Genomic DNA, 14,339 nt, shown 5'->3' on the forward strand with positions numbered 1-14,339 from the left:
GGCTGAGCGCCGTCGCGGCGGATTCAGAAGAGGCGCATTCGAAAGAGATTCGGATTCCGAGGGGCGCACGGCTCGGAGACCACGCATCGCCGTGGCGTGGCGAGCCCGGGCCGCCGTGGCAGGGCCAGCGCGCACGGCCGCGGCATGGCGAGCCTGCGCCGCCGTGGTGCGGCAGACATGGGGCGTTGCGGCATGGCCGACGCGGGGCGTTGCGTCGTGGCGGAGGCGGGCGGACGCGACATGGCGGAGGCGGGTGCACGCCGCATGACCGACGCGACATGGCGGACGCGGGCGCACGCGGCATGGCGGACGCGGCATGGCGGACGCGGGCCGGCGTGAAATGGCGGGTGCGGGCGAGATGCAGTAGCGAAGAGCCGTGGGCGGGCGGCACCGAACGTCTGGGGTCGCACAGTGGTGCGGACCTGGGACCAAGTGCCGTCGCATCCCCGTGGGCACACAGCACCGCAGCCCCGCGGTCGTGTCGCGGGAATGGCGCCCTGCGGCCCGGTTGTCGGTGTCACCTGCCACAATTGCCGCGCAACCTCAGTGGAGAAGGCGGTACGGGATCGTGACGACACCCGGGTCCTCAGTAGGGTCCATCGAAGGCAGGATCGCCGAGGAGCTCGGCGTACGGGAGCGGCAGGTCAAGGCTGCCGTGGAGCTGCTCGACGGCGGTTCGACGGTGCCCTTCATCGCCCGCTACCGCAAGGAAGCGACCGAGATGCTCGACGACGCGCAACTGCGCACTCTCGAGGAGCGGCTGCGCTATCTGCGGGAGCTGGAGGAGCGGCGGTCGGCGATCCTGGAGTCGGTGCGCGAGCAGGGCAAGCTCACCGCCGAGTTGGAGGCGCAGATCCGGGGCGCCGAGACCAAGGCGCGGCTCGAGGACATCTACCTGCCGTACAAGCCGAAGCGGCGGACCAAGGCGCAGATCGCGCGGGAGGCCGGCCTGGAGCCGCTGGCCGAGGGGCTGCTCGGGGATCCGGGGGTGGAGCCGCTGGCGGCGGCCGCCGCCTTCGTCGACGCCGACAAGGGGGTCGCCGATCCGCAGGCCGCCCTGGACGGCGCCCGCGCGATCCTCACCGAGCGGTTCTCCGAGGACGCCGACCTGATCGGTGAGCTGCGCGAGCGCATGTGGGTGCGCGGCCGGCTCGCCGCGAAGGTGCGGGACGGCAAGGAGGAGGCGGGTGCCAAGTTCGCCGACTACTTCGACTTCGCCGAGCCCTTCACCGACCTCCCTTCGCACCGCATCCTGGCGATGCTGCGCGGCGAGAAGGAGGAGGTCCTCGACCTGGTCCTGGAGCCGGAGGAGGCGACCGAGGGGCCGTCCTCGTTCGAGGGCATCGTCGCCCACAAGTTCGCGATCACCGACCGCGGGCGCCCCGCCGACAAGTGGCTCTCGGACACGGTCCGCTGGGCCTGGCGCACCCGGATCCTCGTCCACCTCGGGATCGACCTGCGGCTGCGGCTGCGCACCGCCGCCGAGGACGAGGCTGTCAACGTCTTCGCGGCGAACCTGCGCGACCTGCTCCTCGCCGCCCCGGCCGGCACCCGCGCCACGCTGGGACTGGACCCCGGTTTCCGTACGGGCGTGAAGGTCGCCGTGGTCGACGCCACCGGCAAGGTCGTCGCCACCGACGTCATCTACCCGCACGTCCCGGCGAACAAGTGGGACGAGGCGATCGCCAAGCTCGCCCGCCTCGCCAAGGAGCACGCGGTCGACCTGGTCGCGATCGGCAACGGCACGGCGTCCCGCGAGACCGACAAGCTCGCCGGTGAACTCATCACCAAGCACCCGGAGTTGAAGCTCACCAAGGTGATGGTGTCCGAGGCCGGCGCCTCCGTGTACTCGGCTTCCGCCTTCGCCTCCCAGGAACTGCCCGACATGGACGTGTCGCTGCGCGGCGCCGTGTCGATCGCCCGCCGGCTCCAGGACCCCCTCGCGGAGCTGGTGAAGATCGACCCCAAGTCGATCGGTGTCGGCCAGTACCAGCACGACCTGTCCGAGGTGAAGCTGTCGCGTTCGCTGGACGCGGTGGTCGAGGACTGTGTGAACGGTGTCGGGGTGGACGTCAACACCGCCTCCGCGCCGCTGCTCGCACGGGTCTCCGGCATCACCTCCGGCCTCGCCGAGAACATCGTGGCCCATCGCGACGCCAACGGCCCGTTCACCTCCCGCGGCCAGCTCAAGAACGTGGCACGGCTCGGCCCCAAGGCCTACGAGCAGTGCGCGGGCTTCCTCCGCATCCGCGGCGGTGACGACCCGCTGGACGCGTCGAGCGTCCACCCGGAGGCGTACCCCGTCGTACGGCGGATGGTGAAGACGTCGGGCCAGGAAGTGGCCGCGCTCATCGGCAACACGGGCGTGCTGCGCTCGCTGAGGCCGGCGGAGTTCGTGGACGAGACGTTCGGTCTGCCGACCGTCGGCGACATCCTCAAGGAGCTGGAGAAGCCGGGCCGCGACCCGCGTCCGGCGTTCAAGACGGCCACGTTCAGGGAGGGCGTCGAGAAGATCTCCGACCTGGCCCCCGGGATGGTGCTGGAGGGCGTCGTGACGAACGTGGCGGCCTTCGGAGCGTTCATCGACGTCGGTGTCCACCAGGACGGTCTGGCGCATGTCTCCGCGCTGTCGAAGACGTTCGTGAAGGATCCGCGGGATGTGGTGAAGCCCGGCGACATCGTGAAGGTGAAGGTCCTCGACGTCGACATCCCGCGCAAGCGCATCTCGCTGACGCTCCGTCTGGACGACGAGGCGGAAGCGCCGGCCTCCGGCGGGGAGCGCCGACCGCAGCGGGGTGGCGGCGGACGTCCGCCTCAGCAGCGGCAGCAACAGCGCCAGGGCGGGGGCGGGGGCTCTCGTCAGGGGGCGGCGCCGGCGCCGGCCAACAGTGCGATGGCTGACGCGTTGCGCCGGGCGGGGCTGCTGGATCCGAAGAACGGCAAGAGGTGACGGGTTCGGCGGCAGCCGTGGGGTTGTGAGGTGGCGGGGAACTGCAGGGCCGTTGTGGCTGGTCGCGCAGTTCCTCCCCCAGCGCCCCTGGGTTCCTGGCCGGGCCCGGCGTTGTCCCGCACCCCGGATTTCCGTGGACTCAAGATCCGTCGGTCCGGAGACTGGGCCCATGACGCCATCCGACTTCAAGGCCGACCTTCGGACCTATCTCCAGGACGCCCGTGACGTCCTGCTGTGGAAGCTGGAAGGGCTGTCCGAGTACGACATACGCCGGCCCCTGACTCCCACGGGTACCAATCTGCTGGGCCTCGTCAAGCATCTCGCCGGTGCCGAGGCCTGGTACTTCGGGGCGGCCTTCGGGCGGCCCTTCGCCGAGGCGCCGGCGTTGTGGTTCACCGGTGACGCCGAACCCAACGGGGACCTGTGGGCGCGAGCCGACGAGACGCGTGCGGCGATCGTGGACGTGTACCGGCGGGCCTGCGCCCACTCCGACGAGACGATCGCGGCCCTGCCCCTCGACGCGGTCGGCCACCTGCCCGTCGACCCGCCGAAGGAGATCACCCTCCACCGCGTCCTCACGCACATGGTCGCCGAGAGCCAGCGGCACGCCGGTCACGCCGACATCGTCCGTGAGCTCGTCGACGGGGTGACAGGTCAGCGGCCCGACGGCATCAACATGGCGCCCGGCGACGCGAATGCCTGGGCGGAGCATCGGAACCGGGTGGAGCGGGCGGCCGAGGAGGCCGGGCGGGGCGACAGGTGAACGGAAGACGAAACGGGCTTGTCGGCTCACCGTCGTAGCTGTGCGTCCGCCGTGATCATGCGTAGCGTCCGTGTCATGCACATACGGGGTGGGATTCAGGTTCTGGTGGCCGGGCTGCTGATGGCCGCAACCGTGGCCTGCGATGCGGGGGTTCACTATTCCGTCCCCGATACGCGGGCCGGCCACGAGACGAGCGCACGGCCCAGCGGTGCGGCAACGCCGACCTCCGCAGCCCGGCACCCCGCCGGGACCACCGCCGCCGAGCCGCCGGCTTCGAGCCTGTCGGCCATCCCCTCTGGCACCCGGTCTCGCACCGCCACCTCGGCACCTGGCCCGCCCGACTGCACGGCGCGCGACCTGGTGGCCTCGGAGGGCTACGGGGTCGGCATACGGGTGCCCGGTGACTCCAGGCCGCCGGCCCTGGCACCCGCGAAGACCATCGCCCCGTGTGACCAGGAAGTGGAAGTCACCCCCTTCGATGTCACCGCCTGACCCGCAGCATCCCCCGTCACCGCGTGAGCCGGCGTTCCCGGCCGGTCAGCCGTTCCACTCCGGATCCCGTCCGCTGACGCCCAGTGCCCGCTGGAAGGCCGGGGCGTCAGCCGGTACCGCGACGGGCGGGCCGTAGCCGCCGTTGCCCCGGACCTGTTCGGCGATCTGCTCGACCGCGTCGAGCACGAGCCGCCCGGTGTCCTCGCCGAGCGAGAACGGCAGGCCCGTCGCGCGGGCCAGGTCCCAGCCGTGCACGGCGAGTTCCTGCAAGGTGATCGAGGCCACGACGACGGCCGGCATCTCCCACTCGCCGAACTGTGCGGTCCCCTCGTAGACGGCGGCGTCCGACCAGACGTCCGCGGTCCGGCCCAACGCGTCGACAAGGGCGCTCGGCGACCCGGCCGGCGCATGGTCGGACGGGGCTTGCCTGCGGGCGGCCCGTTCGGCGGTCAGCAGCGTGCTGTTGAGGTGGTCGACCAGGTCGGCGACGGTGAACTTCGCGCAGGGAGTGGGTTCCCTGAGCAGTTCTTCGCGGACCCCGGCGACCGTGGCGGTGACGGCGTCGGCACACTCCCGGATGCCGGACCTCAGGGCGTCGTACTGGGTGGTGTTCATGTCTGTCTCCTCAACGGGTGAAGGCCGTCGACCCGACCTTCATTTTAGCCCACACTAAAATGACTCACGCACACAGGCAAATTCAAGTGGCGACTAAAATGACTTTCATGGATGCGGTACGGGTGGTCGCCGAGCCCCGGCGGCGCGAGATCCTGCGGCTGGTGTGGGACGCCGAGCTGTCCGCCGGTGAGATCGCCGAGCGGTTCGACGTCACGTTCGGCGCGGTGTCGCAGCACCTCAGGGTGTTGCGCGACTCCGGCCTGGTCACCCTGCGGCAGGACGGCAAGAAACGGTTCTACCGGGCCGACCGGGAGGCGCTGGGACCGCTGGCCGCCTATCTGCAGTCCATGTGGGAGACCAAGCTGGACACGCTGGCCGAACTCGCGGAGGCGGCGGAGCGCGCGGAAGGGACGGACTCGTGAACGACAACGCGGTCACCGTGGAGCGGACCATCGCCGCCCGCCCGGAGACGGTGTTCTCCTTCTTCACCGACCGGGACAGGTGGCTGTCCTGGATGGGTGAGGACGGCGAGTTCAGCTTCGAGCCCGGGGGCGCCTATCGCACCAGGGTCACCGGCGAGCACGTCGCGGAGGGCCGCTTCGTCGAGATCGACCCGCCCAAGCGGCTGGTGTTCACCTGGGGCTGGGTGGCGGACGAGATGCCCGTGCCGCCCGGTTCCACCACGGTCGAGATCACCCTGGAGCCGGTCGACGGGGGCACCCTCCTGCGGCTCGTCCACCGTGGCCTGCCCTCCCAGGAGGCATGTGACGCGCACCGGGAGGGCTGGACGCACTACACGGACCGGCTGGCCACGGTGGCGGCGGGCGGCGATCCCGGCCCCGACGACCGGACGTGAGTCGCCGCCCCTCGCTATCGCTGAGGCCGCCGCCCCAGGGGTGTCACACGTAGCCGCGTCACTGTACGAAGCCGAGGGCGGCCGCGCCCAGCGGCACGTTCAGCCAGAACGTGAGCAGCCGGTAGACCAGGACCGCCGAGGTGGCGGCGCCGGCCGGCACGCCGAGCGCGGTCAGGCCCGCGATGAGGCCCGCTTCGAGCGCGCCCAGCCCGCCGGGGACCGGGGCCGCGTTGGCGAGCAGCCGGGGCGTTGGCGAGCTGCGGCAGCACGAGGTGGAGCACCAGGAAGGCGCCCGCCAGGCCCAGGAAGCTCTTCCAGGTGAACCGGGCGAGCGGGGCCGGCTTGGCGGCCGGTACGTCGCAGGCCGTGCGCACCTCGGCGGCGAGGTCGTGCATGAGGTTCGGCCGGCCGCCGGGGCGCAGGGCGGGGCGCCGGGTGCCCGCCGCGGCCTCCCGGGTGCGGGCCTGGTCGTGGCGGGCGACCTCGCGGCGGGCGGAGCCCGGGCCGATCAGGGCGAGCGGTTGCAGGTACGGCAGGCGGATCACGTCTCCTTGGCAGGCTGGGGGCTGCCGTTCATCCGGGCGCGGTTCTCCGCGAGCAGTTCCTGGACGCGGCGCTCGACCTCCACGGGGTCGACGCCGAGGGCCCGGCCCATGTGGATGGACCACACCTCCGAGCGCACATTGGTCTCGAAGTCCAGGTCGGCGCGGACGTTCTCGCGGGCGGCCTGCCGGTTCTGACTGACCATCACGAAGGTCGACAGGAAGATCGCCTCCAGGCTGACGATCATGGTGAGCAGTCCGAAGGGGTACGGGTCCCAGACCGCGCCCGGGCCGAACACGCCCTCGTTGCAGACGATCCAGACCGTGAACCACAGGGCGTGCAGGTACACGAACGTCATGGTCCCGGAGAAGGCGGTGATCGCGTCCGCGATGCGGTCCTGGGTTCCGCGCAGCTGTGCGAGGACGTCTTGTTCGTTCACGATCCGAAGGGTCGGCCGCTTCGGCGATGTGCTCATGGCCACTCTCCTGGCAGGTGTCCAACGATGATCGCAGCGTACGTCTGGTGGGCCGACGGCACCTGAGAGGGTGCCTCACAAGGCCGTCGGGCGGGTGCGGCGCCTTCGGTGCCGGTCGCGCAGTTCCTCCCCCAGCCTTCGGCCGGGGGTACCCCCAGCGCCCCTGGAGGGGCGCTTCCCAACAGGGGGTTTCAGCGTTCCGTCACCTTGCCCGCCGCTACTTCCAGGCGGCGGGTGACCCGGACCGCGTCCAGCATGCGGCGGTCGTGGGTCACCAGGAGGAGCGTGCCCTCGTAGGTGTCGAGGGCGGACTCCAACTGCTCGATCGCGGGCAGGTCGAGGTGGTTCGTCGGCTCGTCCAGGACCAGGAGGTTGACGCCCCGGCCCTGGAGCAACGCGAGGGCCGCGCGGGTGCGTTCGCCCGGGGAGAGCGTGGTCGCCGACCGGAGTACGTGGTCCTGCTTGAGACCGAACTTGGCGAGCAGGGTGCGGACTTCGACCGGTTCGGTGTCCGGGACGGCCGCGCAGAACGCGTCCAGCAGGGACTCGGTGCCGTGGAAGAGCTTGCGTGCCTGGTCGACCTCGCCGACCACCACGCCCGGACCGAGCGCGGCGTGCCCGGAGTCCAGCTCCACCCGGCCCAGCATCGCGGCGAGCAGCGTCGACTTGCCCGCCCCGTTCGCTCCGGTGACCGCGACCCGGTCCGCCCAGTCGATCTGCAGGGACACCGGGCCGAAGGTGAAGTCCCCGCGCCGTACCTCCGCGTCCCGCAAGGCGGCGACCACGGCGCCGGAGCGCGGGGCGGCCGCGATCTCCATGCGCAGCTCCCACTCCTTGCGGGGCTCCTCGACGACGTCCAGGCGTTCGATCATGCGCTGGGTCTGGCGGGCCTTGGCGGCCTGCTTCTCGCTGGCCTCGCTGCGGAACTTGCGGCCGATCTTGTCGTTGTCGTTGGACGCCTTGCGCCGGGCGTTCTTGACGCCCTTGTCCATCCAGGAGCGCTGCATCTGCGCGCGGTCCTGGAGGGCGGCGCGTTTGTCGGCGTACTCCTCGTAGTCGTCGCGGGCGTGCCGGCGGGCCACGTCCCGTTCCTCCAGGTAGGCCTCGTAGCCGCCGCCGTAGAGGTTGATCTGCCCCTGGGCGAGGTCGAGTTCGAGGACCTTGGTGACGGTGCGGGTGAGGAACTCGCGGTCGTGGCTGACGACGACCGTGCCGGCGCGCAGACCGGTCACGAAGCGTTCGAGGCGTTCCAGGCCGTCCAGGTCGAGGTCGTTGGTGGGCTCGTCGAGGAGGAAGACGTCGTAGCGGGACAGCAGCAGCGACGCGAGGCCGGCGCGGGCGGCCTGGCCGCCGGAGAGGGAGGTCATCGGCTGGTCGAGGTCCACGGCCAGGCCCAGGGAGTCGGCGGTTTCCTCCGCGCGCTCCTCCAGGTCGGCGCCGCCCAGGTCGAGCCAGCGCTCCAGGCTGACGGCGTAGGCGTCGTCGGCGCCCGGTGCCTCGTCGACCAGGGCCTGGGTCGCCTCGTCCATCACGCGCTGGGCCTCGGCGACGCCGGTGCGCCGGGCGAGGAACTCGCGGACGGTCTCCCCCGGCCGCCGCTCCGGCTCCTGGGGCAGATGGCCGACAGTCGCGGTCGGCGGGGAGAGCCGCAGTTCGCCCTGCTCGGGGGCGGTGAGTCCGGCGAGCAGCCGGAGCAGCGTGGACTTGCCCGCGCCGTTGGCACCGACGAGACCGATCACGTCTCCGGGCGCGACGACGAGGTCGAGCCCGGAGAAGAGCGAGCGGTCGCCGTGCCCGGCGGCGAGGTTCTTTACGACGAGGGTGGCAGTCATCAGAACGCCGATCCTAATGTCCGCGCGCCCGGAGGTCAGCGCGTCACCGCCTCCACCAGCACGCTTCCGGAGGTCCGGGCGACCACGAAGGACCCGCCCCTGGCCGCCTTGCCGTCCAGGGGGATGTGGTGGTGACCGGGTTCCAGGACGCCGTCGAAGAGCTCATGGGTGCGGGGGCGGGAGAGGAGGTCGAGACGGTACGCCGTGACGCGGACCCGGCAGGGCGAGCTGATCTCGATGCCGGCCGCGCCGTCGGCGGCGACCAGTCCGGTCAGCCTGCGCTGTGGGAGCGGGCTGCGGTCGAGGGCGTGTTCGACCTGGGCGACGAGGAGGGGGACGATCGGGGCGAGCCCGTCGACGTAGGGGACCTCAAGGCCCGCCTGTTCGAACGCCCGGCGTACGGTGGCCCGCTCGGCCTCGCCGGCGGTGGGGCCGAAGGCGACGGCGCCGTAGCCGCGCAGCTCCTCGGCGGGCACGCCCTCGGTGTCGCGGGCGATGTCGGCGCCGATGCCGATGGTCCGCAGGGCGGCGGCCAGTCTGGCGAGGAGGGCGACGCGGGCGCCGATGAGCAGGACGCGGCGGCCGGGCGCCGGTCCGCTGTCTTCGAGGAGGGCGCCGAGGGCGGCGCGGTACTCGGTGCCGTGGAAGCGGAACGGTCCGATGCCGTGGTAGCCGTTGAGTTCCAGGTCGGCGTGGTCGGCGGTCTGCCAGGCGAAGTCCCGCCAGATGTAGTCGTCACCGTCCTGCTCGATGACCGCGGTGACCGCACCGCAGGCCAGGTCCTCGCACTCGGGGCAGCCGTAGATCACGTAGCGGTCGCCGGGCAGCGGTGCGCCGGACTCCAGTAAGAGGCTGCGGACCTGGGCGGTGAAGATCGCGGGCGGGACGTCGGAGGCGAGCGGGGAGACGGCGTCCAGGTCGGAGAGCTGGAACAGCAGCGGGTGTCCGTCGACGATGAAGTCCACGAAGTCCCGGTGGATCCGGTAGCCGCCGTCGGCGAGAACGCCGCCGGCGCGCATCGCCGGGGCCAGGCCGAAGGTCGCGTATGCGGCAGACATGCTGTGAGTATCCCCAGATCGGGACGATCTGAGCGCGGCATGACATATTCCGCTAGCGTCCCTGCATGAACCGTGAGCTGAGTGACGAGGTGATCGTGGTCGGCGCCGGGGTCGTCGGGCTGACCACGGCGGTGGTGCTGGCCGAGGCCGGGCGCCGGGTGCGGGTGTGGGCGCGGGAGACCGGCGGGCGTACGACCTCGGCGGTCGCCGGTGCACTGTGGTGGCCGTACCGCATCGAGCCGGAGGCGCTGGCCGGGAAATGGGCACTCGCCTCCCTTGTCGTGTACGAGGAACTGGCGGACCGGCCGGAGCAGACGGGCGTACGCCTGGTCGAGGGCGTACACGGCGGTCTGCGGCTGGACACGCTGGGTCCGTGGGCGGCCCGGGTGCCGGGGCTGGCCGAGACGGACGAAGGTCTGTCGGCGCGGCTGCCGTTGATCGACATGCCGGTCCATCTGGCCTGGCTGCGGGAGCGGTTGGGCAGGGCGGGCGGGACGGTCGAGGAGCGGGTGGTGACCGGGCTGGCCGAGGTGCCCGCGCCCGTCGTGGTCAACTGCACGGGGCTCGGAGCCCGTTCACTGGTTCCGGATCCGGCGGTGCGTCCGGTGCGCGGGCAGCTGGTCGTGGTGGAGAACCCGGGGATCACCACCTGGTACACGTCCGAGGACGAGGCCGAGGGGGGCGCCTCCGCGTATTTCTTCCCGCAGCCCGGCGGTCTGCTGCTCGGGGGTACGGCGGAGGAGGACGCCTGGTCCCCGGAACCGGATCCGGACATCGCGGCGGGGATCGTGGCGCGGTGTGCGGCGGTCCGGCCGGAGATCGCCGGGGCGCGGGTGCTGGAGCACCGGGTGGGGCTGCGGCCGTACCGGAGCGCCGTCCGGCTGGCGCGCGAACTCCGGCCGGACGGGCGGGTGCTGGTGCACAACTACGGGCACGGCGGGGCCGGGGTCACGGTGGCCTGGGGATGTGCCCGGGAGGCGGCCGGGCTGGTGGATGCCGGCCCGGCCGCCTGAGGGGGATCAGCTCGCGGGGATGCGCTGGACGGTGCGCGGGGTGCGGACACCGTCCAGGGTGTTCGCCCGGGGAGCGGTCCAGGTGCTGCCGGAGGTGGCGCGTTCGAACGCGGCCGCGCCGCCGACCAGCGGGACCCTGGCCGCCGTGGCGGACAGGTCCAGGGTGAGCGTCGGAGTACTGGACGGCGGATCGATGAGGTCCTTGTCCGTGCCCGCAACGATCAGCGCCAGCCGGTGGCCCTTGGGTACGACGTGGTCGGCGGCCGCCAGGTCGAGGGTGATCGTGTAGGCCTTGCCCGGGGTGAGCGGAACGCCCTTGCCGGGGTCGGCGTAGGTGCCGAGGTCGGCCCAGCCGCGGCTGAACACCGTGTAGTCGACGGTCTTGGTCTTGGCCTGCGTCTCCTTGAAGCAGGCGCTGTCACCCGCCGTGCTCTCGCCCCAGCAGGTGCGGTCGGTGAGGGTGGTGATGCCCTCGGCGTCGTCGGCGTAGTCGCGGATGGTGTCCGGGCCGAGGTCGACCAGGACGGCGGTCAGGTGGGCCGTCGAGGTGGTCGGGGTGGCGGTGACGGTGACCTTGGCGGAGCCGGACAGGCGCAGGTCGTGGGTGAGCGGCGCGGTGAGGAAGCCGGCCTTGTCCGGTGTGGAGGCGGCGATCTGGGCAGCCCAGTCGGTCTCGCTCTGCTTCGGGTCGTCGGTGAAGGCCTCGGTGCCGGAGGTGCGGCGCAGGCCGAGGGAGCCGACGCCGGGCAGGGGGCCGGCGGCCGGGCGCAGGGTGGTGGTCTGCGTGCCGCGCGGCGGCCAGACCGACGAGGTCACCCACTGGTCGGGGTGGCGTTCGATGTCGGCCATCGGCTCGCGGTCGATGCCGTTGTCGTAGCCGAGGAGTTCATGGTCGAACCAGCGGTGCAGGGTGTCGACCCAGGCGCCGCGCCGGTAGTCGAAGGGGTCGACGTGCCCGGTCTGGGAGAGCCAGATCTTGCGCTGCACACCGTTCTTCGCGAGGGCGTCCCACCACTGGCCGAAGTGCTTGGTGCGGACGTTGAGGTCCTGCATGCCGTGCACGAGGAACACGCTGGCGCGGACCTTGGAGGCGTCCTTCACGTAGTCGCGCTCGGTCCACAGGCCGGTCCAGTCCCCGCTGCGCGGAGCGCCGTCGATGAGCTTCTGCTGCACGGCCTTGCACCTGGCCTGGGCCGCGTCGCTCTCCACGGCGCCCGCCAGCCAGTCCGGCCCCGAGTCGTACAGCGGGGCGCCCTGGGCGAAGTAGTAGTCGTACCACGAGGAGATCGCGCTGATCGGGACGATCGTCTTCAGGCCCTTGACGCCGGTGGCGGCTACGCCGTTGGCGATGGTGCCGTCCCAGCTCTTGCCGATCATGCCGGTCCTGCCGTTGGTCCAGGTCGCCTTGACGGTGGTGGTGCCGGTGCGGCTGCTGTAGGCCTTGGCACGCCCGTTCAGCCAGTCGACCACGGCCTTTGCGGACTGGATGTCGGAGCGGCCGCCGACGTCGACGCAGCCGTCGGAGCGGTTGGTGCCGGCCAGGTCGACGCCGACGAAGGCGTAGCCGCGGGGCACGAAGTAGTTGTCGTAGAACAGCGGCATCTGGACAACGTTGCCGCGCGCGTCGTACGTCTTCAGCTGGCTCTCGTTGCCGCGGCCGCAGCACGAGTAGTAGGGGCTGGCGTCCATGATGACCGGCACCTTGCGGCCCTGCGCCGCGGGTTCGGCGGGCCGGACGATGTCGGCGGCGACCCGGTCGGTCTTCCCGTCGCCGTCGGAGTCGAGCCCGGTGTCCACCCAGACGGCCTCGCGGATGGCGTTCGCGTACGAGTAGACCGGTCGGCTCTCGCGCGGGGCGCCGGCGGCCTGGGCCACGGCGGGGGTGAGGAAGGCGGCGATCAGGGTGGCGACGGCCGCGAGGGCGAACGGTCTCCAGATCGTGAAGCGCGTACGTTTCGGCATGCGGCGGACGCTACCTCGGTCAACTCCTGTGCAGAAGGGGGCATCTGAGGGACCGGCAGAGCTGATTGCGGCCGAATGGCGATCGTGTGACAGCAGGGGCCATGGACAGGCCAGGGAGCACAGGGACTGAATAGGCTGCGAACAGTTTCGTGCTCCATCGACTTGGCGTCCCCGCCCCGGTGTGGCGGGTGCGCGCCTCGGCCCCCTACCGACTTGGAGTTCTCGTGCACCGCAGAATCCTCGCGCCGGGTGTCTTCGCGGCGGCCTCCCTCCTGCTGGCGATCCCGGCATCGGCCGCGAGCTACAGCCCCGGCGCGCCGGGCATCGGTGACCCCTACTACCCGTACTACGGCAACGGCGGGTACGACGTCTCCCACTACGACCTGCGGCTGCAGTACCAGCCGGCCACCGACGAGCTGGCGGGCACGGCGACGATCCTGGCGCGGACCACGCAGGACCTGTCCAGCTTCGACCTGGACTTCCTGCTGGACGTGAGCGAGGTGCGGGTCAACGGCGCGCAGGCGGCCTTCGCCACGTCCGGTCAGCACGAGCTGGTGATCACACCGAAGACCCCGCTCGCGAAGGACACGCCGGTCACCGTCGTCGTCCGCTACAGCGGGGTGCCGTCGACAAAGAGCGCGTACGGCTTCAACACCTGGCACCGCACACCCGACGGGGCGGTCGCGGCGGACGAGCCCGAGTCCGCCTGGTGGTGGTTCCCGAGCAACGACCATCCCTTGGACAAGGCCACGTACGACGTCTCGGTGGCCGTCCCCGACGGCACCCAGGTCATCTCCAACGGCCTGCTCCAGTCGACGAGTTCGAAGCTCGGCTGGACCCGCTACAACTGGCGGCAGAACAAGCCGCAGGCGACGTATCTGGCCACTTTGGCGGTCGGGAAGTTCGACATCACGACGAGTACCTCCGAGGGCGGGGTGCCGGTCGTCAACGCCTACAGCAAGGACCTCGGCGACAACGACGGGGCGGCCCGCGCGAGCGTGGAGCGGACCGGGGAACTCGTCGACTGGCTCTCCGGCTACTTCGGGCCGTACCCCTTCAGCTCGGCCGGCGGGTATGTGCCCAACACCACCACCGGGTACGCGCTGGAGACGCAGACCCGCGTCTATTACAGCCCGAAGCAGTTCGCGAACGGCTCCAACACCTCCGTGGTCGTGCACGAGCTGGCCCACCAGTGGTACGGCGACGATGTCTCCCTCAAGGGCTGGAAGGACATCTGGATCAACGAGGGGTTCGCCCGGTACGCGCAGTGGTTGTGGTCCGAGCACGAGGGCGAGGGCACGACGCAGGAGCTCGCCGACTACGTGTACGCGTCGCATCCGGCCGACGACGCGTTCTGGACGGTCAAGCCGGGGGATCCGGGTCCGGACGACCAGTTCGACATCGCCGTGTACGACCGGGGGGCGCTGGCCGTGCAGGCGCTGCGGAACGCGGTCGGCGACGACGCGTTCTTCGCGATCCTGAAGGGGTGGCCGAAGGAGCACGCGTACGGGAACGCTTCCGTTGCCGACTTCGAGGCGTATGCGGAGCGGGTGTCGGGGAAGTCGTTGGGCTCGTTGTTCGATGCGTGGCTGTTTGAGCCGACGAAGCCGGCGACGCCGGCGTTGAAGGCCGTGGGGGCCGTTGTTCAGCCGAAGTCCTGGAAGCAGATCGAGGCTACGAACTACGTGCACTAAGGGGTTGCCGGGTTCGGTCGTGTGGGGGCTGCGGGTCCGTTGTGGCTGGTCGCGCCCACGCGGCGGAGCCGCAAATTGAACGCAGC

The 14,339-nt window shown here is 71.3% G+C and carries 13 protein-coding genes; 7 read left to right on the forward strand and 6 right to left on the reverse strand.

Annotated elements, in window-relative coordinates; genetic code table 11:
- Positions 1–568 precede the first annotated feature (568 nt).
- The 3 genes from EDD90_RS05845 (at position 569) to EDD90_RS05855 (ending at position 4,205) form a co-directional block, all read left to right on the forward strand.
- Positions 569–2,950 carry a Tex family protein gene (locus tag EDD90_RS05845; RefSeq protein WP_123972071.1) on the forward strand — a complete coding sequence of 794 codons (2,382 nt, stop codon included), beginning with the start codon at positions 569–571 and terminating at the stop codon, positions 2,948–2,950.
- A gap of 169 nt (positions 2,951–3,119) precedes the next feature.
- Positions 3,120–3,713: a DinB family protein gene (locus EDD90_RS05850; protein WP_123972072.1), complete on the forward strand. Its 594-nt coding sequence runs from the start codon at positions 3,120–3,122 to the stop codon at positions 3,711–3,713.
- 75 nt (positions 3,714–3,788) lie between these two features.
- On the forward strand, positions 3,789–4,205 hold the full coding sequence (locus tag EDD90_RS05855; RefSeq protein WP_123972073.1) for a hypothetical protein: 417 nt from the start codon (positions 3,789–3,791) through the stop codon (positions 4,203–4,205).
- Between the two features lie 45 nt (positions 4,206–4,250).
- Here EDD90_RS05855 and EDD90_RS05860 read toward each other — a convergent pair whose 3' ends face one another.
- Positions 4,251–4,820 (reverse strand): TIGR03086 family metal-binding protein, encoded by a 570-nt coding sequence (locus EDD90_RS05860; protein ID WP_123972074.1) that lies wholly within the window; start codon positions 4,818–4,820, stop codon positions 4,251–4,253.
- A 107-nt stretch (positions 4,821–4,927) separates the two neighbouring features.
- On the opposite strand from EDD90_RS05860, the gene EDD90_RS05865 reads away from it, so the two are divergent.
- Together EDD90_RS05865 and EDD90_RS05870 are read left to right on the forward strand one after the other, a co-directional pair.
- Positions 4,928–5,242 (forward strand): helix-turn-helix transcriptional regulator, encoded by a 315-nt coding sequence (locus tag EDD90_RS05865; protein WP_123972075.1) that lies wholly within the window; start codon positions 4,928–4,930, stop codon positions 5,240–5,242.
- Entirely contained in the window at positions 5,239–5,676 is a 438-nt protein-coding gene (locus EDD90_RS05870) for an SRPBCC domain-containing protein (protein WP_123972076.1), read from the forward strand. Before EDD90_RS05865 ends, EDD90_RS05870 begins: the two co-directional genes overlap by 4 nt.
- Positions 5,677–5,734: 58 nt before the next feature.
- Here the strand turns inward: EDD90_RS05870 and EDD90_RS05875 are convergent, their stop codons facing one another.
- From EDD90_RS05875 to EDD90_RS05890, 4 genes are all read right to left on the reverse strand, one after another.
- The gene (locus tag EDD90_RS05875) at positions 5,735–5,917 is read right to left on the reverse strand and encodes a lysylphosphatidylglycerol synthase domain-containing protein (protein ID WP_123972077.1); all 183 of its coding nucleotides are present in this window, start codon (positions 5,915–5,917) and stop codon (positions 5,735–5,737) included.
- A gap of 300 nt (positions 5,918–6,217) precedes the next feature.
- Positions 6,218–6,694, reverse strand: a complete 477-nt coding sequence (locus tag EDD90_RS05880; protein ID WP_123972078.1) for a DUF1003 domain-containing protein — start codon at positions 6,692–6,694, stop codon at positions 6,218–6,220.
- 191 nt (positions 6,695–6,885) lie between these two features.
- Positions 6,886–8,526, reverse strand: coding sequence for an ABC-F family ATP-binding cassette domain-containing protein (locus EDD90_RS05885; RefSeq protein ID WP_123972079.1), 1,641 nt, complete (start codon positions 8,524–8,526; stop codon positions 6,886–6,888).
- 35 nt (positions 8,527–8,561) lie between these two features.
- Positions 8,562–9,584: an oxidoreductase gene (locus EDD90_RS05890; protein WP_123972080.1), complete on the reverse strand. Its 1,023-nt coding sequence runs from the start codon at positions 9,582–9,584 to the stop codon at positions 8,562–8,564.
- A 65-nt stretch (positions 9,585–9,649) separates the two neighbouring features.
- Here EDD90_RS05890 and EDD90_RS05895 point away from each other — a divergent pair, with 65 nt between their 5' ends.
- The gene (locus EDD90_RS05895; protein WP_185148951.1) at positions 9,650–10,597 is read left to right on the forward strand and encodes an FAD-dependent oxidoreductase; all 948 of its coding nucleotides are present in this window, start codon (positions 9,650–9,652) and stop codon (positions 10,595–10,597) included.
- A 6-nt stretch (positions 10,598–10,603) separates the two neighbouring features.
- Here EDD90_RS05895 and EDD90_RS05900 read toward each other — a convergent pair whose 3' ends face one another.
- Positions 10,604–12,559: a Xaa-Pro dipeptidyl-peptidase gene (locus EDD90_RS05900; protein WP_123972081.1), complete on the reverse strand. Its 1,956-nt coding sequence runs from the start codon at positions 12,557–12,559 to the stop codon at positions 10,604–10,606.
- A gap of 224 nt (positions 12,560–12,783) precedes the next feature.
- On the opposite strand from EDD90_RS05900, the gene EDD90_RS05905 reads away from it, so the two are divergent.
- The gene (locus tag EDD90_RS05905; RefSeq protein WP_123972082.1) at positions 12,784–14,253 is read left to right on the forward strand and encodes a M1 family metallopeptidase; all 1,470 of its coding nucleotides are present in this window, start codon (positions 12,784–12,786) and stop codon (positions 14,251–14,253) included.
- The last annotated feature ends 86 nt before the right edge of the window (positions 14,254–14,339 follow it).

The sequence above is a fragment of the Streptomyces sp. Ag109_O5-1 genome (assembly GCF_003814875.1).
In the GTDB taxonomy this organism is placed as follows: domain Bacteria; phylum Actinomycetota; class Actinomycetes; order Streptomycetales; family Streptomycetaceae; genus Streptomyces; species Streptomyces sasae.

Excerpts from the sequence above, each read along its gene's own strand:
- EDD90_RS05850 (WP_123972072.1), top strand. The coding sequence starts at position 3,120 with ATGACGCCATCCGACTTCAAGGCCGACCTTCGGACCTATCTCCAGGAC.
- EDD90_RS05855 (WP_123972073.1), top strand. The coding sequence starts at position 3,789 with ATGCACATACGGGGTGGGATTCAGGTTCTGGTGGCCGGGCTGCTGATG.
- EDD90_RS05860 (WP_123972074.1), bottom strand. The coding sequence starts at position 4,820 with ATGAACACCACCCAGTACGACGCCCTGAGGTCCGGCATCCGGGAGTGT.
- EDD90_RS05865 (WP_123972075.1), top strand. The coding sequence starts at position 4,928 with ATGGATGCGGTACGGGTGGTCGCCGAGCCCCGGCGGCGCGAGATCCTG.
- EDD90_RS05880 (WP_123972078.1), bottom strand. The coding sequence starts at position 6,694 with ATGAGCACATCGCCGAAGCGGCCGACCCTTCGGATCGTGAACGAACAA.
- EDD90_RS05885 (WP_123972079.1), bottom strand. The coding sequence starts at position 8,526 with ATGACTGCCACCCTCGTCGTAAAGAACCTCGCCGCCGGGCACGGCGAC.
- EDD90_RS05890 (WP_123972080.1), bottom strand. The coding sequence starts at position 9,584 with ATGTCTGCCGCATACGCGACCTTCGGCCTGGCCCCGGCGATGCGCGCC.
- EDD90_RS05895 (WP_185148951.1), top strand. The coding sequence starts at position 9,650 with ATGAACCGTGAGCTGAGTGACGAGGTGATCGTGGTCGGCGCCGGGGTC.
- EDD90_RS05900 (WP_123972081.1), bottom strand. The coding sequence starts at position 12,559 with ATGCCGAAACGTACGCGCTTCACGATCTGGAGACCGTTCGCCCTCGCG.